Annotated in this window: 14 protein-coding genes; 6 read left to right on the forward strand and 8 right to left on the reverse strand. The window is 59.9% G+C overall.

Annotated features, from left to right (window positions below; translation table 11 throughout):
* Nucleotides 1-15: 15 nt before the first annotated feature.
* Both ND528_RS21130 and ND528_RS21135 read left to right on the forward strand, forming a co-directional pair.
* Nucleotides 16-3,195 carry an efflux RND transporter permease subunit gene (locus ND528_RS21130; protein WP_039761554.1) on the forward strand — a complete coding sequence of 1,060 codons (3,180 nt, stop codon included), beginning with the start codon at nt 16-18 and terminating at the stop codon, nt 3,193-3,195.
* Complete coding sequence (locus ND528_RS21135; protein WP_263471168.1) at nt 3,192-4,613, forward strand: efflux transporter outer membrane subunit; 1,422 nt, start codon at nt 3,192-3,194, stop codon at nt 4,611-4,613. Before ND528_RS21130 ends, ND528_RS21135 begins: the two co-directional genes overlap by 4 nt.
* A gap of 226 nt (nt 4,614-4,839) precedes the next feature.
* On the opposite strand, the gene ND528_RS21140 is transcribed toward ND528_RS21135, so the two are convergent.
* The 3 genes from ND528_RS21140 to ND528_RS21150 are packed head-to-tail and all read right to left on the reverse strand — an operon-like array spanning nt 4,840 to nt 8,114.
* Nucleotides 4,840-5,763, reverse strand: a complete 924-nt coding sequence (locus ND528_RS21140) for a biotin/lipoyl-binding protein (RefSeq protein ID WP_408005057.1) — start codon at nt 5,761-5,763, stop codon at nt 4,840-4,842.
* Between the two features lie 25 nt (nt 5,764-5,788).
* The gene (locus tag ND528_RS21145) at nt 5,789-5,989 is read right to left on the reverse strand and encodes a DUF1656 domain-containing protein (protein WP_016774855.1); all 201 of its coding nucleotides are present in this window, start codon (nt 5,987-5,989) and stop codon (nt 5,789-5,791) included.
* Nucleotides 5,979-8,114, reverse strand: coding sequence for an FUSC family protein (locus ND528_RS21150; RefSeq protein WP_137213690.1), 2,136 nt, complete (start codon nt 8,112-8,114; stop codon nt 5,979-5,981). Before ND528_RS21150 ends, ND528_RS21145 begins: the two co-directional genes overlap by 11 nt.
* Nucleotides 8,115-8,284: 170 nt before the next feature.
* Here ND528_RS21150 and ND528_RS21155 point away from each other — a divergent pair, with 170 nt between their 5' ends.
* The 3 genes from ND528_RS21155 to ND528_RS21165 all read left to right on the forward strand — a co-directional run bounded on the left by ND528_RS21155 (nt 8,285) and on the right by ND528_RS21165 (nt 12,643).
* Nucleotides 8,285-9,340: a tetratricopeptide repeat protein gene (locus ND528_RS21155; RefSeq protein ID WP_263471170.1), complete on the forward strand. Its 1,056-nt coding sequence runs from the start codon at nt 8,285-8,287 to the stop codon at nt 9,338-9,340.
* A gap of 133 nt (nt 9,341-9,473) precedes the next feature.
* Nucleotides 9,474-10,976, forward strand: a complete 1,503-nt coding sequence (locus ND528_RS21160) for an ATPase domain-containing protein (RefSeq protein ID WP_024013082.1) — start codon at nt 9,474-9,476, stop codon at nt 10,974-10,976.
* Nucleotides 10,973-12,643 (forward strand): ATP-binding protein, encoded by a 1,671-nt coding sequence (locus ND528_RS21165; RefSeq protein ID WP_130909876.1) that lies wholly within the window; start codon nt 10,973-10,975, stop codon nt 12,641-12,643. Before ND528_RS21160 ends, ND528_RS21165 begins: the two co-directional genes overlap by 4 nt.
* 44 nt (nt 12,644-12,687) lie before the next feature.
* On the opposite strand, the gene ND528_RS21170 is transcribed toward ND528_RS21165, so the two are convergent.
* From ND528_RS21170 to ND528_RS21190, 5 genes are read right to left on the reverse strand one after another with little or no spacing between them, the layout of a single operon-like run.
* Entirely contained in the window at nt 12,688-13,065 is a 378-nt protein-coding gene (locus ND528_RS21170) for a response regulator (RefSeq protein ID WP_016774860.1), read from the reverse strand.
* A 44-nt stretch (nt 13,066-13,109) separates the two neighbouring features.
* Nucleotides 13,110-14,324: a hybrid sensor histidine kinase/response regulator gene (locus ND528_RS21175; protein ID WP_130911312.1), complete on the reverse strand. Its 1,215-nt coding sequence runs from the start codon at nt 14,322-14,324 to the stop codon at nt 13,110-13,112.
* Nucleotides 14,318-14,911, reverse strand: a complete 594-nt coding sequence (locus tag ND528_RS21180) for a chemotaxis protein CheB (protein ID WP_130911311.1) — start codon at nt 14,909-14,911, stop codon at nt 14,318-14,320. The genes ND528_RS21175 and ND528_RS21180 overlap by 7 nt, the downstream gene beginning before the upstream one ends.
* Nucleotides 14,908-15,741 (reverse strand): CheR family methyltransferase, encoded by an 834-nt coding sequence (locus ND528_RS21185; RefSeq protein WP_041480257.1) that lies wholly within the window; start codon nt 15,739-15,741, stop codon nt 14,908-14,910. The genes ND528_RS21180 and ND528_RS21185 overlap by 4 nt, the downstream gene beginning before the upstream one ends.
* Nucleotides 15,741-19,214, reverse strand: a complete 3,474-nt coding sequence (locus ND528_RS21190) for a response regulator (protein WP_263471171.1) — start codon at nt 19,212-19,214, stop codon at nt 15,741-15,743. Before ND528_RS21190 ends, ND528_RS21185 begins: the two co-directional genes overlap by 1 nt.
* Nucleotides 19,215-19,480: 266 nt before the next feature.
* On the opposite strand from ND528_RS21190, the gene ND528_RS21195 reads away from it, so the two are divergent.
* Nucleotides 19,481-19,840 (forward strand): response regulator, encoded by a 360-nt coding sequence (locus ND528_RS21195; RefSeq protein WP_137213693.1) that lies wholly within the window; start codon nt 19,481-19,483, stop codon nt 19,838-19,840.
* The last annotated feature ends 72 nt before the right edge of the window (nt 19,841-19,912 follow it).

The following is a 19,912-nucleotide window of genomic DNA, read 5'->3' on the forward strand; positions in this document are numbered from 1 at the left end:
GGGACGACAACTCCGATGAATTTTTCCCAATTCTTCATTTCCCGGCCGATCTTCGCAGCGGTGCTGTCGCTGTTGATCCTGATCGCCGGTGCGATCTCGCTGTTCCAGTTGCCGATCAGCGAATACCCGGAAGTCGTGCCGCCGACCGTGGTCGTGCGTGCCAACTTCCCGGGCGCCAACCCCAAAGTCATCGGTGAAACCGTGGCCGCTCCTCTGGAGCAGGCGATCACCGGCGTCGAGAACATGCTGTACATGTCCTCGCAATCGACCGCCGACGGCAAGATCACCCTGACCATCACCTTCGCCCTGGGCACTGACCTGGACAACGCGCAGGTGCAGGTACAGAACCGGGTGACCCGGACCGAGCCCAAGCTTCCCGAGGAAGTGACGCGTATCGGTATCACCGTCGACAAGGCTTCGCCCGACCTGACCATGGTTGTGCACTTGACCTCGCCGGACAAACGCTACGACATGCTCTACCTGTCCAACTACGCGATCCTCAACATCAAGGATGAGCTTGCTCGCCTCGGTGGTGTCGGTGACGTGCAGTTGTTCGGTATGGGCGACTACTCGCTGCGCGTCTGGCTTGATCCGAACAAGACCGCTTCGCGCAATCTGACCGCGACCGATGTGGTCACGGCGATTCGCGAGCAGAACCGTCAGGTCGCCGCCGGTCAACTGGGCGCGCCCCCTGCCCCGACCGCGCAAAGCTTCCAGCTGTCGGTCAACACTCAAGGCCGTCTGGTCTCCGAGGAAGAGTTCGAGAACATCGTCATTCGCGCTGGCGACGACGGTGAGATCACTCGCCTGAAAGACATCGCGCGCATTGAACTGGGTTCCAGCCAATACGCCTTGCGTTCGCTGCTGAACAATCAGCCGGCGGTGGCGATCCCGATCTTCCAGCGTCCTGGCTCCAACGCTATCGACATTTCCAACGAAGTGCGCGGCAAGATGGAGGAGCTGAAGAAAGGCTTCCCGCAGGGCATGGACTACAGCATCGTGTATGACCCGACGATCTTCGTCCGTGGCTCGATCGAGGCGGTGGTTCATACCTTGTTCGAAGCGCTGATCCTCGTGGTGCTGGTGGTGATCCTGTTCCTGCAGACCTGGCGCGCCTCGATCATTCCGTTGGTGGCGGTGCCGGTATCGTTGATCGGTACGTTTGCGGTCATGCACCTGTTCGGTTTCTCGCTCAACGCCCTGTCGCTGTTTGGCCTGGTACTGGCCATCGGTATCGTGGTGGACGACGCCATCGTGGTGGTGGAGAACGTCGAACGGAACATCGAACTTGGACTGACGCCGGTCGAAGCGACTAAGCGCGCCATGCGTGAAGTGACCGGTCCTATCGTGGCCACGGCACTGGTACTGTGTGCGGTTTTCATCCCGGCGGCATTCATTTCCGGCCTCACCGGGCAGTTCTACAAACAGTTCGCGTTGACCATCGCGATCTCGACAGTGATCTCGGCATTCAACTCGCTGACCCTGTCGCCAGCGCTGGCTGCTGTGTTGCTGAAAAGTCACGACGCGCCGAAAGACCGCTTCTCGAAAGTGCTCGACAAGATCTTCGGTGGCTGGCTGTTCCGTCCGTTCAACCGCTTCTTCGATCGCGCCAGCCATGGCTACGTCGGTACCGTGCGCCGGGTCATCCGCAGCAGCGGCATCGCCCTGCTCCTCTATGCAGGCCTGATGGTGCTGACCTTCTTCGGTTTCTCCAGCACGCCGACCGGTTTCGTACCCGGCCAGGACAAGCAATACCTGGTGGCCTTCGCGCAATTGCCGGATGCCGCGAGCCTGGATCGCACCGAAGACGTGATCAAGCGCATGTCCGACCTCGCGCTGAAACAGCCAGGCGTGGAAAGCGCCGTAGCGTTCCCAGGGCTGTCGATCAACGGCTTCACCAACAGCCCGAACGCCGGCATCGTCTTCGTGACGCTGAAACCGTTCGACGAGCGTAAAGACCCGAGCATGTCCGCCGGTGCGATTGCCGGTGCCTTGAACGGCCAGTACGCGAACATTCAGGAAGCGTACATGGCGATCTTCCCGCCACCGCCGGTACAAGGCCTGGGCACCATTGGTGGTTTCCGCCTGCAGATCGAAGACCGGGGCAACCTCGGCTACGACGAGCTGTACAAAGAAACCATGAACATCATCAACAAGAGCCACAACGTGCCGGAACTGGCCGGCCTGTTCACCAGCTACACAGTGAACGTGCCGCAGGTCGATGCCGCCATCGACCGGGAAAAAGCCAAGACCCATGGCGTGGCCGTCAGCGACATCTTCGACACCCTGCAGATCTACCTGGGTTCGCTGTATGCCAACGACTTCAACCGCTTCGGGCGCACCTATCAGGTCAACGTTCAGGCCGAACAGCAGTTCCGTCTTGAGTCCGACCAGATCGGTCAGCTGAAAGTGCGCAACAACAAAGGCGAGATGATCCCGCTGGCAACCTTCATCAAGGTCAGCGACACCTCCGGGCCGGATCGCGTGATGCACTACAACGGCTTCATCACCGCTGAAATCAACGGTGCCGCAGCCCCGGGCTACAGCTCTGGCCAGGCAGAAAAAGCCATCGAGAAACTGCTCAAGGAAGAACTTCCGAACGGCATGACCTACGAGTGGACCGACCTGACCTACCAGCAGATTCTGTCCGGCAACACCGCGCTGTTCGTGTTCCCGCTCTGCGTACTGCTGGCGTTCCTGGTGCTCGCCGCACAATACGAAAGCTGGAGCCTGCCACTGGCGGTGATCCTGATCGTACCGATGACCCTGCTGTCGGCCATCACCGGTGTGATCATCTCCGGCGGTGACAACAACATCTTCACTCAGATCGGCTTGATCGTACTGGTGGGACTTGCCTGTAAAAACGCAATTCTGATCGTCGAGTTCGCCAAGGACAAACAGGAAGAAGGCCTCGATCCGCTCGCTGCGGTGCTGGAAGCCTGCCGGCTGCGTCTGCGTCCGATCCTGATGACCTCGTTCGCGTTCATCATGGGTGTGGTGCCACTGGTGTTCTCCAGCGGTGCCGGTGCCGAAATGCGTCACGCCATGGGTGTGGCAGTGTTCTCCGGGATGCTCGGGGTGACCTTCTTCGGTCTGCTGCTGACGCCAGTGTTCTACGTACTGATCCGTAACTTTGTCGAACGCGGCGAGCAGCGCAAAGCAGCCAAAGCCCTGCAATTGGAGGCGCAACAATGAGTCCGAAAGTCTTCCTGCCGAGTCTGCTGGTGCTGGCCCTCAGCGCCTGCGCCGTCGGCCCCGACTACAAGACCCCAGCCACGGAGGCGGCCAATATTACGACCGCCACCGACGGCGCCGCCGGGCAAAAAAACTTCGACCGTTCGAAATTCGAAGGCATCTGGTGGCAGCAATTCGACGATCCGACCCTCAACCAGTTGGTGACGCAATCGCTGCAAGGCAACCGTGAACTGCGTGTGGCGTTCGCCCGCTGGAAAGCCGCCCGGGCAATCCGCGACGACGCCAGCAACGACGCGATGCCAACCATCACCAGCCGCGCCAGCAGTGACCTGGGCAAAGGCCAGATTCCTGGCCAGACCACCGACCGGGTCAATAGCGAACGCTATGACCTCGGTCTGGACATGGCCTGGGAGCTTGACCTGTTCGGCCGCATCCAGCGCAACCTGGAAGCCAGTGATGCCGACCAGCAAGCCGCCGAAGCCGATCTGTACCAGCTGCAAGTCACCATGATTGCCGAACTGGTCGACGCCTACGGTCAACTGCGCGGCGCCCAGCTGCGGGAAAGAATCGCCGTGGCCAACCTCAACAACCAGGAGGAGTCGCGCAAGATCACCATCAGCCTGCGTGACGCCGGTGTCGGTGATCAGCTCGATGTCGAGCGCGCCGATGCGCGTCTGGCCAACGTCGAAGCCACTGTGCCCCAGTTGCAGGCGGAACAGGTGCGGCAGAAAAACCGTATCGCCACCCTGCTCGGTGAACGCCCGGACAAACTGACCGTCGACCTGAGCCCGAAAGACCTGCCGGCCATCGCCAAGGCGCTGCCAATCGGTGATCCGGGTGAACTGCTGCAACGTCGTCCGGACATCCTCAGCGCCGAGCGGCAACTGGCTTCGGCCACTGCGCGAATCGGCGTGGCCAAGGCCGACCTGTTCCCCCGGGTCAGCCTCAGCGGCTTTCTCGGTTGGACCGCCGGACGAGGCTCGCAAATCGGTTCCTCGGCGGCCAACGCCTGGGCGCTTGGCCCGAGCATCACCTGGGCTGCGTTTGACCTTGGCAGCGTCCGCGCCCGTTTGCGCGGCGCAGATGCTGACGCCGAGGGCGCGCTGGCCAACTACGAGCAACAGGTGCTGCTGGCTCTGGAAGAATCGGAAAACGCCTTCAGCGATTACGGCAAGCGTCAGCAACGTCTGATCTCGCTGATCCGTCAGAGCGAATCGAGTCGCAAGGCTGCCGATCTGGCGGAAATCCGCTATCGCGAAGGCACCACCGACTTCCTTGTCCTGCTCGACGCCCAGCGTGAGCGCCTGAACGCCGAAGACAGTCAGGCCCAGGCCGAAGTCGAGTTGTATCGCGGCATTGTCGCGATCTACAAGGCCCTCGGCGGTGGCTGGCAACCGGAGACAGTTGCCAGCAAGTAAAGATTGTTAAAGAGCTCCTTTGGTTGGCCGCAACCAACCAAATTTTTTGCCCCGCGCATCATTCGGTCGCGGGGTTTTTTTATGCCTGCCTGATTCACCAATCCCGTGTAGGAGCTGCCGAGTGCAACGAGGCTGCGATCCTTTATGGGAATGCAGCCGGGGACGCTCTGCGTCCCAAGATCAAAAGATCGCAGCCTCGTTGCACTCGACAGCTCCTACAGGGGGATCAGGGTTCCAGGACGGTGACGGTGGCGGTGGTACCGGCGCGCAGGCGATGCTTGCCGGCAAAGTCGCCATCGATGCCGATACGCACCGGCACCCGTTGCGCCAGTTTCACCCAGGTGTAACTCGGGTTGATGTTCGCCAGCAGACGACTGCCCGGCGCGTTTTCGCGGTCGGCGATGGCGAAGGCGATGCTTTCTACCGTGCCGCCGAAACGCTCACCGCTCATCAATTGAATGCGTACCCGATCACCCTCCTCGATTCGCGGCAACTTGGTTTCCTCGAAATAACCGCTGACATAAAAGGAATCGCTGTCGACCAGCGCCAGCAGTGCCCCGCCCGCCTGTGCGTAATCACCCTGGCGGGTCAGGAGGTTGGTCACGTAACCGCTCACTGGCGATTCAACGCGGGTGCGCTGCAAGTCCAGTTCGGCTTGGGTCAGCGCGGCAATTGCCAGTTGCACATTGGCTTCGGCCAGCCCGAGGTTGGCCTGATTGCGTAACAGATCCGCCTGGGCAACCGCCACGTCGGTACTGGCCTTCTCCCATTCTTCACCGGAAATCGCGAAGCCCTGCTTCAGCGTGCGGCGCCGGCGCTCCTCGCTTTGACGTTGTTTGAGCAACGCTTCACTGGCGACGATTGCCGCTTGCGATTGCCCCAGCGAGGCCTTGGATACTTCTACCGAACGCCGGCCATGCTCGACCGCCAGTTGATAGCGCGCCGGATCGATCTCCAGCAACAATTGGCCCTTGTCGACATGCTGGTTGTCCTGCACCGCCAGTTTGACGATTCGCCCCGAAACATCCGCCGACAGCGTCACCACATCCGCCCTCACCCGAGCATCCCGTGTCCACGGCGCGCGGGTGTAATACTCCCAAGCAAACCAGCCAAGGACGATCGCCAGGATCACCACTGCCACGGTCATCATTCGTGCAACTAGTGCTTTCAAGACATCAGGCTCCCATCAACAGAATCAGCGTGGCGCAGACACAGGCATACAGCGCGCCTTCGAACAGTGCTTCATGCCACACCAGGCGCAGCACGCCGAGGCGCCGCAGACACCAGTCCAGCAACATGAAAATCGGGATCGCCAGTAACAGCGCCTGGGCAATCGGCGGCAGATAGACCCCGCCAATTTCGAAATCAATGGGCAAGTTGCGGTTCTCCTTCCAGGCCTTGAGGTTGCAAATATTCGCCGTGCCGCTCGAGGAACGACACCACAATCAGCAGCGCCACACGCATGCGAAACACCGACCATAGATGTTCATGACTGGTGGCGTGCAGCTCGTCCAGCTCATCGCCGAGTTGGTGCAACGTGGCCAGCAGCGCCGCAAGCTGGACATCGTCGCGACCGGCAACCAAACGACCAGTCTTGCGCAACGCCGACGCCAGGCGTTGGCCGAACGCATCGGTGAGTAACCCATTGTTCTGCGCCTGCTGCCGCAGCTGATGCATGGCCACGCCCAAGGCCACGCATGCCAGGCTGATTTCGTACAAGCGCTGCATGGCACGATCGTTCGCCGCTGGCAGCAGGCCGAGCATGCTGGTCAGGCGATCGGTCATCCGACTCTCGAAAGCGAATTGTTGTTCATCGGTCGCCGGCATTTTGCTCAGTTGGTACACCTGCTCCCGCGCTTCGCCGTACAGGCGCCGGATGCGCAAGGCCGGGCGGAACGGGAAGATCAGCGCATAAACGATCAGGGCCAGCATCGCTGCACTGACGTAGGCGCCGGCGAATTCGAACCATTGGATCGCCGTGTTCTGCCCAGTGCCGGTATTTTGCGGTCCGAGCATGAGGAAACTGGACAGGCCAAGGCCCATGCCGATACCGGCGGTGGCCGGACTGGAAATGCCCACAGCAATGGCATACAGCAGCGGCGCCAGCAGCAATGCCAGCAGCTCGAAATCACTGATCGCCGGCACCAGCATGAATTGGTACAACGCCGATACCACCAGTGCCAGGCCCAGTCCGCGCGCATAGCTTTGCGCAGCCATCAGCGGGCGCGGAAAAGTCGCCATCAGCGAGCAGAGAATCCCCACCAGAATCATCCCGCCACGCGCGCCATCCCACGCGGTTTCGATCCAGATCAGGCCGGACACCAACAGCGCGGTGAAGGCGCGAATGGCGTTCATTGAGGCCAGGGTGAAATCCAGATGCAAAGGACTGCTCTGGCCGCGATAGAGACAGCTGGCCGGGCGCCCTTCCTGAATCGCGTCGCTCAGTTCGAGGATCTGCTCAAGTTGCTGCAACAGGCGCGCCTGCTCCCAACGCAGCGCCCAGGCCAGTGAACGCAGGGTCGCGCTCATGTTCTCGGTCTGCTGCTCGGCCTTGTACGCCAACGCTTCGAACTGTTGCTGCAAGGTGACGAAACGCTGCCGATCGGCGCCAGACAGCGCGCGCCCCTGTTGCGCGAGCTGCTCCAGCAATGCCAATTCCTCGGCCCGCAACTGCTGAACCTCAAGCGGCAGATCGCCCTCCCAGCGTTCGATGAGCAATTCACGCTGATGACGCAGCGCGGTCAGTCGCGAGGTCAGCAGCATCAGTTGATTGCCGAGCAGCAATACCAGGTTGTCGGCACTGCGCAAACGTGGAGCATCGAAATACAAATGTCGTCGCAAGCCTTCCAGTGCGCTGATCTCGCCGAGCAGTTGCATCTGCCGACGCTGGAAATCGGCTTCGCTTTCTTCCGTACGAAGCACCTCGGCAGCGTGGCTGGCCGCCAGTTTGATGACCTGATCGATTTTGGCGAAATAGCCCTTGGCGACAGCTTCAGGCCGTGCCGTGAGCAAACTGACCACGCAGACACAGGCCACCGCCAACAAGGTTTCGGTGACACGGGTAACCGCTAGCAGAAACGTGCCGTCCTGATCCGGAATCGCCAGCAAGGCCACGACCACTGCGGTGTAACCACTGAGCACGAACGCCTGGGAACTGGTGTAGCGCAGCAAGGTGCCGCCCGCCGTGCACAGCGCTAGCCACAACGCCAATGTGGTAATGAACGGCAGCGGCGCCTGAGGGAAAATCGCCATGATCAACACCGCCACCGCCGCTCCCACGGTGGTACCGATCACTTGGCCGAAACTACGCGCCAGTGCCATCCCCGCCAATGGCTGGCTGACGATCACCACGGCCATGATCGACCACTTCGGCTGTTCGAGATCGAAAATGAACGCCAGATACAGGGTCAACAGGCCAGCGGCGATAGTCCGCAGGGCAAACAGCAGAACAGCCTGACCGGGATGGATCAGAGCCTTGAAATAAGCAAACAGCGCTGGCATGGGCACACTCTTCAAAACGACTTCTGCAAGCGTAGACATTGCAGCAAAAGCCTGACGGATTTCACAGTCGACACGTGTTGTAGGACGATTCGCTGGCAACGGTTTGACTCACGCGCCAAGCTGAACGAAGCTTGCCGCTCTGCTCAAGTTCGAAGCTTTCGGAAACCCGCATGACTCAGTCCCGCCGCAACCTGCTGATCGGCCTAGGCCTCGTCCTGATCCTCGGCGTCGTCTGGCTGTCCTGGCGCAGCAATGCACCGACTATTCCCGATGCTATCAAACATGGCTACAGCGAAGCGCTGAACGCCGCGCGCACCGGTGAGCCCGGAGCGGCGCGCCAGTTGTACCAGCAATTGGGGCGCCCGGACATCTCGGTCAAGCGCCGCGTCTGGCTGCATGGCGAGCTGCCCAACTATCCCAGCCCGCAGGCACTGAAACTGGCTGACATCGACTTGCATCACGAAGCGCCGCAAGTGCGCGTCGCAGCGATCAAAAGCATCGTCGGCCTGGTGCCCGGCGGGCAGCGCAGTCTGCTGCTAGGACCGTTGCTCGATGATGAAGAACAAACTGTCCGTTTCGCCGCGATCAATGCCCTGCTCGGCCTGGCCCCGGACGAGCTCGGCCTGTATTTCGCACCGCTACAGCAGGCCATCGACGGCTGGCAACAGACCCTGGAAAGCCAGCCGGAAAGCGCCGCCAACTATGCGCAACTGGCCCGTCTCTATATTCACAACGCCGAATACATGCAGGCCCAACAGGCTTTGGACAATACCCTGCGTCTGGAACCCGGTAACCTGCCGGCGCTGGTCATGCAGATCGATGTGCTCGACCGCCAGGGCCAGAGCGATGCCGCTCGCCAGTTGCTCGCCCGCCAACTCAAGGCGCAGCCCGATTCGGCCTATCTGCAACATGCCCTCGGCCTGTGGCTGCTGCACCACGGCCAGCGCGAATATGCCCTGCTCGGCCTGTCCAAGGCGGTCGAGCTGGAGCCGGACAACAAGGATTATCGCTACGACCTCGCCACCACTCTGCACAGTGCGGAAGAACTGGAAGCGGCGCAGAAACAACTGCAGGAAATCGTTCAGCGCCATCCCGCCGACCGCAAGGCGCGAGTGCTGTTGATCAACTATTGGAAGGAAAGCGGCCAATTGCAGAATGTGCAGATCCTGCTGGCGCAACTGGAGCAACTGAATCCGGACGACCCGGCCCTGCAACAAGGTCTTTAATCAAGGCAAAGCGGGTGCAATCAACCACCTGTCGAAAGAAAAAGCGGAACCGTGAACATGCCCTGAGGTCAAGTTATTCAGGCGGCTCACTTAAGCCAGCCGCCGAATTACCCTAGTCATAAGAGGGCGTTTTTTGACTACATCAAACGAGTTGATCAGTGCAAAGGCCGCCGTCGGCATCGTAGGTCTGGACGACATCCTTGCCGGTGGCCTGTCTCGCGGCCATGTGTTTTTGCTCGAAGGGGAACCCGGGACCGGCAAAACCACCGTGGCTTTGCATTTCCTCCGCGCCGGTGCGCTGGCCGGGGAACGTTGCTTGTACATCACTCTCTCGGAAACCGAGAAAGAACTGCGTCAAGGTGCGCTCTCCCACGGCTGGGAGCTGAACGAAAACATCAAGATCTTCGAGCTGACACCGCCGGAAAGCCTGCTCAATGCCGAGCATCAGCAAAGCCTGCTGTATTCCTCGGACCTTGAACTGGGCGAGGCGACCAGGCAGATTTTCGAAGTTGTCGAACGCTTCAAACCGACCCGCGTAGTGCTCGACAGCCTTTCGGAGATCCGTCTGCTGGCGCAGAGCTCGTTGCGCTATCGTCGGCAGATTCTGGCGATCAAGCATTACTTTGTGCGCTACGACGCCACCGTCCTGCTGCTTGACGACCTGACTACCGAGTCCCTCGACAAGACCGTGCACAGTGTCGCCCACGGCGTGATTCGCCTTGAAGAGCTGACGCCAAGCTACGGCGCCGAGCGTCGTCGGGTACGAGTGGTCAAATATCGCGGGCAGAAATACCGTGGCGGTTTCCACGATTTCACCATCATGGGCGACGGCGTCCATGTTTTCCCACGCCTGGTAGCGGCGGAACATCGCGGTGACTACCCACGTCTGCAGCTGTCCAGCGGCATCCCGCAAATGGACGCCCTGCTCGGCGGCGGCATCGAGACCGGCTCAAGCACGCTGATTCTCGGCCCGGCCGGTACCGGCAAATCGATGATTTCGATGATCTTCGCCGCCGCAGCGGTGGCCCGAGGCGAAAAAGCCGCGCTGTTCATTTTCGATGAAGAGCTGGGCCTGCTGTTCGAACGCATGCGTCATCTGGGCATCGACCTCAAAGCCTTGCAGGCCACCGGTAACCTGCTGATCGAACAAGTAGACGCCGCCGAATTGTCTCCCGGTGAGTTGTCCCATCGCGTGCGTCGTTGCGTCGATGAGCTGGGTATCAAAACCGTGGTGATCGACAGCATTAACGGATATCAAGCGGCGATGCCGGAAGAAAACGCGCTGGTGCTGCACATGCACGAGCTGCTGCTGTACCTTAATCGCAAAGGCGCGGCGACTTTCATGACGGTCGCCCAGCACGGTCTGGTGGGCGATATGCAGGCGCCGGTCGACATCACTTACCTGGCCGACACGGTGATTCTGTTGCGCTACTTCGAAGCCCTCGGCAAAGTCCGCCGGGCGATCTCGATTATCAAAAAACGTACCGGCAACCACGAGTCGACCATCCGTGAATACCGGATCTCCTCGCGTGGCATGACCATCGGCCAACCGCTGGAATCCTTCCAGGGCGTGCTGCGTGGCGTGCCGACTTATATGGGAGCGAGCAATCCATTGCTCGAGGATGAAAGCTTGTGACGGTCAACACGCCGTTGGCCGAGCGGGTGCTGGTGCTGGCGCCCATGGGTCGTGACAGCCAGATCGCGTTGATGATTCTCAACGAAGCCGGTTACGGCGGCATGGTGGCGCCGAATCTCGGCGCTCTGTGCACGGAACTGGAGGTCGGTGCCGGGTTGCTGCTGATTGCTGCTGAAGCGTTGCGCGGACCGGAACTGGAAGGACTTATCGCCTACCTTGACCAGCAGCCCGCGTGGTCGGACATGCCAATCGTGCTGCTGACTCATCATGGCGGCGATGAACAAGGGCCGCCGTCGCGTCTCAGCACCCTGCTCGGCAACGTGACTTTTCTCGAGCGCCCCTTCCATCCCGCGACGCTGGTCAGTCTGGTCTCCGCCGCCCTGCGTGGGCGGCGACGACAATATGAAGCGCGCGATCGGCTGATCGACCTGAGTGAAAGCGAACGCCGCCTGCAATCGACGCTGGAAACCCTCGAACAACAGGTTGAAGAGCGCACCGCACAACTTCGCCACAACGAAGAAGCGTTGCGCCAATCGCAGAAAATGGAAGCGGTCGGCCAACTTACTGGCGGCATTGCTCACGACTTCAACAATATGCTCACCGGCATCATCGGTAGCCTGGAACTGCTGCGCCGGCGTCTGGCCCGAGGCCGCACCGAAGACCTCGACAGTCTGATCGATCTAGGCGTGACCTCCGCCAACCGCGCCGCCGGCCTGACTCACCGCTTGTTGGCGTTCTCCCGCCGGCAATCGCTCGACCCGAAAGCCGTGCAGATGAACACGCTGGTGCTGTCGATGGGCGAGCTGCTGCAACGCAGCCTCAATGAAAGCATTCATCTGGAAATGCGCCTGGACGACAACCTCTGGGTTGCCGAGGCCGATCCCAATCAACTCGAGAGCGCCCTGCTCAACCTGGTAATCAATGCCCGTGATGCGATGCCCGAGGGTGGCAAACTGGTGGTGGAAACCAGCAATCAGGTCCTGCATCGCGACTTCACTGCCGCTTACAGCAATCTGGAGCCGGGCGATTACGTGATGCTCAGCGTCACTGACAACGGCAGCGGCATGCCGCAGAGCGTGGTCAGCCGTGCGTTCGATCCGTTTTTCACCACCAAGCCGATCGGCCAGGGCACCGGTCTCGGATTGTCAATGATCTATGGATTCAGCAAGCAGTCACGCGGGCATGTGTCGATCGACAGCGAAGTCGATCAAGGCACCACCGTAAAACTCTACCTGCCGCGTTTCCGTGGTGAGGAAGTAGAAATTCCCGTGTCGGATTCGCAGCAGGCTCCGTATGCGATGGATGGCGAAACCGTACTCATCGTCGAAGACGATCCGGCTGTGCGCGTGTTGGTCAGCGCCGTGCTCAGTGAGTTGGGTTACGCGTTTGTGGAGGCCGGTGATGCCGATGGCGCCATGCCGATTCTAAATTCGACGCAACGTATTGATTTGCTGATCAGTGACGTTGGTCTGCCGGGGATGAACGGTCGGCAACTGGCGGAGGTCGGTCGGCAATACCGACCAGGTCTGAAAGTGTTGTTCATCACCGGTTATGCCGAACACGCGGCGGTGCGCGGTGGCTTCCTCGACTCGGGGATGCAGATGATCACCAAGCCTTTCACCTTTGATCTGCTCACCGCCAAGGTGCGCGAGATGATCAATAGCTAAAACAACGGGCGCCGTGATTGGGGTTACGGCGCCCGTCGTTTTAATCAGGCCAGCAATTCCTGAATCTTTTCCTGCAGCACATCCAAGTCGAATGGTTTCTCGAGGATCGGTGCCTTGCTGGTGATCGGGCTGCCGGTTTCACGGATTTCCTGCGGGTAGCCGCTGATGAAAATCACTTTCAGGTCCGGTCGCAGTTTCACTGCCGGCTCGGCGATCTGCACGCCGGAGATTCCGCCCGGCAGGCGGAAATCGGTAATCAGCATGTCCAGGTGAGGTTTGCTGGCGAGGATCTCGAAAGCCTGCTCGCCGTTTTCCGCTTGCAACACGCGATAGCCCTGCCCTGACAGGTAATCTGTCAGGACCATCAAGATAACCGGTTCGTCTTCGACGACGAGTACTACATCTTGCGCATCTACGCTCATGGGAAGCCTATGTTCGGTCAATAGCTGCTGATACGACCGTGTGGTCACTCAGAGGTTGCGTCGGATATGCCGTTTTCCTGGATCGGCAGACAAACGCGAAACAGGGCGCCTTCGTTGATTTCACTTTCGACGACGATGGAGCCGCCATGGGCGGCGACGATCTGCTCGGAAATGAACAGACCCAGCCCGAGCCCGGCCACCACCGTCTTGGCGGACACCCGTTCGAACTGCTGGAAAATACGCTTCTGGTTCTCGGCGCTGATGCCGATGCCGTGGTCCTGAACTTCGACCCGCGCCTCGTCACCTTCGCGATAGACGCGCACCTGAATCGGGCTGCGACCACCGTAACGCAAGGCGTTGGTCAGCAGATTGGATACCACTTGCTCGATGCGGAACTCGTCCCAGCAACCTTCGACCGGCTCGGGCGCTTCAAAGGAAACACTGGTCTCAGCCGCTTCCATTTGCGAGGCGAAGTTCTGCAACAGGTTGCCGACCAACTGCACCAGATCGAAACGACTCGGGCGGATCGACAGTTTGCCGGTGCGGATTCGCGAAACATCGAGCATGTCTTCGATCAGGCGAATCAGGCTTTTGATCTGCCGCTCATCGCGGTCGACCATCGCCTGCATCTTGTCGAGCGTAAACGCCGAGGCGTTGTCCCGGGCCAGGTGCATCTTGCGCAGCTGGGTTTCGAGAATCAGCCCGTTGAGCGGCGTACGCACCTCATGTGCGACGATCGACATGAAGTCATCGCGCATGCGCACCGCTTGCTCGAGCTCAAGCTGAGTGCTTTGCAGTTGTTGCAGCAGCGCTTCCTGCTCGCGTCGGGCCTGCTCCAGCGCCTCGACCTGCTGCTTCATGGCTTTGCTTTGGCGATACAGATCGACGAAAACGTTGACCTTGCTCTTCACCGCATGAATGTCCAGCGGCTTGTGCAGGAAGTCCACCGCACCGCTTTCATAGCCCTTGAACGCGTAATTGAGTTCACGGCCGGCGGCGCTGACGAAGATGATCGGGATGTTCTTGGTTTTCTCGGTGCCGCGCATCAACTCGGCCAGTTCAAAGCCGTTCATGCCGGGCATCTGCACGTCGAGAATGGCCATGGCGAATTCGTGTTGCAGCAGCAGCGACAGTGCTTCGTCCGCCGACAGAGCCTTGTAGACCGTGCGATCCTCGCGCTTGATCAGCGCTTCCAGCGCCAGCAGGTTTTCTGGCAGATCGTCAACGATCAACAGTTTGGCTTGGATATTACTCAGCATGCGATTCGTTCCAGCTCGACTAGCAGACGGCCGATGCCGTGAATGGGTAGGACATGATCCGGCTGCAGAACGTTCAGTGCAGCCTGGGGCATGGTGGCGACTTGTGCATCCTCGGGGTCTTGAACAATGGTCAGGCCGCCGCAGTGCTTTACGCAGACCAACCCGCGCGCGCCATCCTGATTGGCGCCGGTCAGCAGGACGGCGGCGAGTGTCTCGCCGTAAACGTCAGCGGCCGATTCAAACAGGTAATCAATAGACGGCCGCGAATGATGCACGCGATCCTCCAGGCTCAGCGACAGGCTGCGGTCCGCTTCGACCGACAAGTGATAACCGGGCGTAGCGAAATACACCGTGCCGGCTTCAATGTCCTGCTTGTCTTCAGCTTCCTTGACCGGCATCGCCACACGGCGGGAGAACACTTCGGCCAGATGACTGCGGCGCTCTTCCGGCAGATGCAGAACGATGATGATCGGCAGCACATAGCCTCTGCGTAATGGCCCGAGCAGGGTCAGCAACGCCTCGACACCGCCTGCGGAGGCGCCGATCACGACGGCCTCGATGCGAGGCAGGCTCGGGGTGTCGTTCATGATTTGCGGTAGATCCGTTCTTGTTTGACCAACGCCTCGAACTGGTTCGAATAGTTGGAAAAATCCAGGGTTTCCTTGCTGCCCAGCACCAGAAAGCCGCGATGCGACAACGATTCATGGAACAGCCCGAACGCCCGGTCCTGAAGCTTCTTGTTGAAGTAGATCAGCACGTTGCGGCAAGAGATCAACTGGGTTTCGGAGAACACGCTGTCGGTGGCCAGACTGTGGTCGGCGAATGTCACGTTCTCGCACAGGCTCTTGTCGAAAATCGCGTAGCCGTAGGCTGCGGTGTAGTAATCGGCAAACGAACGCTGACCGCCGGCCTGCTGATAGTTGGCAGTGTAGGCGCGGACATTTTCCATGGAGAAAATCCCTTGCTTGGCCTTCTCCAGCGAGCGCGGGTTGATGTCGGTGGCGTAGATGATCGTGCGGTCGAGCAAGCCTTCTTCGCGCAGCAGAATCGCCATCGAATAGACCTCCTCGCCCGTGCTGCATCCGGCGATCCAGATCTTCAGCGATGGATAGGTACGCAGGAGCGGCACCACTTCGTTGCGGATCGCCAGGAAGTGCGACGGATCGCGGAACATCTCGCTGACCGGAATCGTCAGCAGTTGCAGCAGCTGCATGAACGCCGTCGGGTCGTGCAGGACTTTCTCTTGCAGGGCCGAGATGGTCGCGCACTCGAACTGACTCAGCGCGTGCTGCACCCGGCGCTTGATCGAAGCGCCGGAGTAGTCGCGAAAGTCGTAGCTGTATTTCAGGTAAATCGCCTCGATCAACAAGCGTAATTCGATCTCGCTGTTGCGCTCGGCCGGACTGCTGCGTTCCACTAGATGCGTTCCATTTTCGGTAACCACACACGTATCAGCGAGAACAGACGATCAAGGTCGATGGGCTTGGCCAGGTAATCGTTGGCGCCCGCTTGCAGGCAGCGCTCCTGATCGTCCTTCATGGCCTTGGCCGTCACCGCGATGATCGGCAGCTTGCGCCAGCGCGGATCCTTGCGGATTTCCATGGTGGCTTCGAAGCCATCCATTTCCGGCATCATCACGTCCATCAGCACCAGGTCGATGTCCTCGACTTCATGAAGTTTCTCAATCGCTTCGCGGCCATTACGGCCGATCACCACGACTGCGCCTTTGTGTTCCAGCGCGCTGGTCAGGGCGAAGATGTTGCGCACATCGTCGTCCACCAGTAGCACTTTGCGACCTTCAAAGACCTTGTCGCGGCTGCGCGCGGTCTTGAGCATCTTCTGCCGTTCATGGGACAGCTGCGATTCGACTTTGTGCAGAAAGAGTGTGACCTCATCGAGCAACCGCTCTGGCGAGCGCGCGCCCTTGATGATGATCGAGCGTGAATACTTGCGCAGTTCAGCCTCTTCGTCCCGGGTCAGGTTGCGCCCGGTGTAGACGATGACCGGCGGGAACGAGCAGATGTCTTCGGTGGACATGCGCTTGAGCAGATCGTTGCCGAGCATGTCCGGCAGCTTGAGGTCGATGACCATGCAGTCGTAGATGGTCGTGCGCAGCAATTCCAGGGCGTCCTGGGCCAGGCCGACGGCAGTGATTTCGATGTCTTCGTCGCCAATCAGCCGCGCGATGCTTTCGCGTTGCAGATCGTCATCTTCGACCAGCAGCACGCGTTTGACCTTCTGTGTCAGCTTGGCCTCGAGACGGGCGAACACATCCTTGAGCTCTTCGCGGGTGGTCGGCTTCACTGCGTAGCCGATCGCACCCATGTGCATGGCGGCTTCGACGCGGTCTTCCACGGAAATCACGTGCACCGGAATGTGCCGGGTTTCGGCGCGTTCTTTCAGGCGTTGCAGCACGGTCAGACCGGAATGATCCGGCAGGCGCATGTCGAGCAGGATCGCATCCGGGACAAATTCGCGGGCCAGGTCGTAACCTTCGTCAGCGCCGTGGGCGACCAGACACATGTAGCCCAACTCATGGGCGAGGTCATAGAGGATGCGAGCGAAGTTGGGCTCGTCCTCCACCACCAGAATGCAACGAGTGGCAAACGGCGCCTTGTCGCGGTCATCGGCGAAGCGCGGGATGACCGCAGGAATCGCTGATGCCACCGGCACCGCAACCGCGACTGGCGCAGGCGTCACAGGTGTCGGGTGAAAGGTCAGCGGCGCGGCCGGCGTTTCGCCGAACTCGTGATACTGACGCGGCAACACCAGGGTGAACGTGCTGCCCTGCCCCGGTACGCTGTCGACGCTGATCGAACCGCCCAGCAACGTCGCCAGATCCCGCGAGATCGACAGGCCAAGGCCGGTGCCACCGTACTTGCGGTTGGTGGTGCCGTCCGCCTGACGGAACGCCTCGAAAATACTTTCCTGCTGATCTGCAGCGATACCGATACCGGAGTCCTTGACGCTGAAGGCGATGTGATCGTTCGGCTGCGCGGTAATGGTCAAGCTGACCGCGCCGTGCTCAGTGAACTTGATCGCGTTGGACAGCAGGTTCTTGATCACCTGCTCCAGACGCTGACGGTCGGTGAACAGCAAGCCCGGTGCGTCCGGCTGAACGTCAACGCTGAAGGCCAGTTTCTTGTCGGCCGCCAACGGCTCGAACATCGAGCGCAAGCCGTCGACCAGTCGATCGACACGGGTGTTTTCGGCGATCACTTCGAGCTTGCCGGCCTCGACCTTGGAAATATCCAGAATGTCGTTGATCAGGTTGAGCAGATCGTTGCCGGCCGAGTAGATCGATTCGGCGAACTTGACCTGTTCCGCCGACAAATTCTGCTGCGGGTTTTCCGCCAGCAGCTTGGCCAGAATCAGTGAACTGTTCAGCGGCGTACGCAGCTCGTGGGACATGTTGGCGAGGAATTCGGACTTGTACTTGCTCGAGCGCTGCAGTTCTTCGGCACGCTCTTCGAGCTGAATCTGCGCTTGATTCAGCTCGGTGTTTTTCTTGTCCATCGCGTCGCGCTGCTCGGCGAGCTGCTCGTTGGTCTGCTCCAGCTCCACCTGCTGGGTTTCCAGATGCGCCTGGGATTCCTTGAGAATCCGCGACTGTTCTTCCAGCTCTTCGTTGGCGGTCTTCAGCTCTTCCTGCTGCACTTGCAGCTCTTCATTGAGCTGCTGGGTTTCGGCGAGCACTTCCTGCAAACGCTGACGGTAGCGCGCCGCTTCGATCGAGGTGCCGATGTTGCCGGCAATCAGCTCCAGCAGTTCGATGTCGCGCTCGGACAGCGGACGCAGGAAACCCAGCTCGATCACGCCATTAACCCGATCGTCATCGCTGGTCGGCACCACCAGCACACTGTGCGGCAGGCCTGCGCCGAGACCTGAGCTGACTTTGAAATAGTCGCCCGGGACCGCGTCGAGACGGATCAGGCGTGCCTGCTCTGCGACTTGGCCGACGATGCCTTCGCCGCTGTAGATCGTTTGATTGAGCTCTTCCTGCTCGCGGGAGAAACCATAAGTCGCCACGCGCTTGAGGCCGCCATGTTCTTCACGCACATAAAGCGCGGCGACGGCAGTGCCGAGGTATTGCGCGCAGAATTGCAGAATGTTGCGCCCCAGCAGGTTCAGTGTCAGCTGCCCCAGTACCTGCTCGGCCAGTTGCGTCTGGCCGTTGCGCAGCCACGCCTGTTTTTCAAGGCGTTCGGCGCTAGCCTGCTGCGCAGCCAGATTGGCGCTGTAGTTGGTCGACAGGTTGAGCAGATCACGGCGGCCGATGTAGGCCAGCAACCCACTGATGCCAACGATGAAGATCAGGTAAAGGGTGATGCTCCAGATCGTGGTGCGGCGCACGTCTTCGTTACGCGTGGCGCGCAGCACCTGCTCGGTCTCGATGACGTCCTCGAACTGCTTGCGGATCTCATCGGTCAGGCGCTTGCCCCGCCCGGCCTTGACCGCGCCGCGATAGTCGCCACTGCTGCGCTGCAGATCGATCATCGACTGCGCGTAGTTGGCCCACTCCACCTGCAAGGCTTGCAAACGGCGCAGGCGATCGGTCTGCACCGGATTATCGGCGGTCAGCTCAAGCAACGTATTGAGAGCGACCTCGATACGCGGCTTGGCAACTTCGTACGGGTCGAGAAAGTGCTCGTCACCGCTGAGCAGATAGCCGCGCATGCCGGTTTCCAGATCAACGGTGAGTTTCACCGCTTCATTGGCGTTATTGATCACCCGGTCGGTGTGCTCGACCCACTGGATGACCGACAGTAAATAAGTGATCAGCGAGACGAAAAACACCGCACTGAGCACGCCGACGCCCAGCGGCAGGCTGACGTTGCGACTCAGAAGTTTGCGGAACCGTTGTTCATCAACCGAGGACGGAGAGGACATGGGGCAGCCTTGTCGAACTGTTGAAAACCCGAGAGTTTGCCCCAAAACCCCGCCATGGATCCATTTTTCTCACACAAATGATGGCATTTTCCTACACACGCCTGCGCATTGGACGACGCCAACGGTTATCCTTGCCGCACCGCACTGACCTGTTCTTTTTTGTATCAGCTCGGGAACTTGTGGCTATGCGCCACTTACTCATGCAAGAGTCCGGCAAAATTCGCTTGCCCGGTATCCCCCGATTTCATTTTTCTGAGAGTCCTGCCATGTCTGCCAATGCCTCCACTATCCTTGTCGTAGAAGATGACGACATCGTGCGCATGCTCATCGTGGATGTGCTGGAGGAGCTGGAATTCACCGTGTTGGAGGCTGAAGACGGCGGCAAGGCGCTTGCGATTCTTGCGGATTCTGGTAACGCCATCGATTTGATGATGACCGACCACGGCCTGCCTGGCATGGATGGCCGCGAACTCTCTCAAAGGGCCCGTCAGCTGCGCCCTGCTCTGCCCATCCTGTTCGCCAGCGGTTATGCCGAGACTATTGATGTGCCCAGCGATATGCAGGTCATTGGCAAGCCCTTCTCTATTGACCAATTGCGCGACAAAGTTAAAAGCATTCTGAAATAAACCTGATAGCTGCCCGTCGCGGATGCAACTTGTCACATCCAAAAACAATCAGCAACTAACTAATACTGCCAT

Source organism: Pseudomonas mercuritolerans, from assembly GCF_025706525.1.
Classification (GTDB): Bacteria; Pseudomonadota; Gammaproteobacteria; order Pseudomonadales; family Pseudomonadaceae; genus Aquipseudomonas; species Aquipseudomonas mercuritolerans.

Bases quoted from the DNA above. Each gene is read 5' to 3' on its own strand.
- ND528_RS21155 (WP_263471170.1), top strand. From the start codon at position 8,285: ATGACTCAGTCCCGCCGCAACCTGCTGATCGGCCTAGGCCTCGTCCTG.
- ND528_RS21135 (WP_263471168.1), top strand. From the start codon at position 3,192: ATGAGTCCGAAAGTCTTCCTGCCGAGTCTGCTGGTGCTGGCCCTCAGC.
- ND528_RS21190 (WP_263471171.1), bottom strand. From the start codon at position 19,214: ATGTCCTCTCCGTCCTCGGTTGATGAACAACGGTTCCGCAAACTTCTG.
- ND528_RS21180 (WP_130911311.1), bottom strand. From the start codon at position 14,911: ATGAACGACACCCCGAGCCTGCCTCGCATCGAGGCCGTCGTGATCGGC.
- ND528_RS21195 (WP_137213693.1), top strand. From the start codon at position 19,481: ATGTCTGCCAATGCCTCCACTATCCTTGTCGTAGAAGATGACGACATC.
- ND528_RS21150 (WP_137213690.1), bottom strand. From the start codon at position 8,114: ATGCCAGCGCTGTTTGCTTATTTCAAGGCTCTGATCCATCCCGGTCAG.
- ND528_RS21170 (WP_016774860.1), bottom strand. From the start codon at position 13,065: ATGAGCGTAGATGCGCAAGATGTAGTACTCGTCGTCGAAGACGAACCG.
- ND528_RS21130 (WP_039761554.1), top strand. From the start codon at position 16: ATGAATTTTTCCCAATTCTTCATTTCCCGGCCGATCTTCGCAGCGGTG.
- ND528_RS21140 (WP_408005057.1), bottom strand. From the start codon at position 5,763: ATGATGACCGTGGCAGTGGTGATCCTGGCGATCGTCCTTGGCTGGTTT.
- ND528_RS21175 (WP_130911312.1), bottom strand. From the start codon at position 14,324: ATGCTGAGTAATATCCAAGCCAAACTGTTGATCGTTGACGATCTGCCA.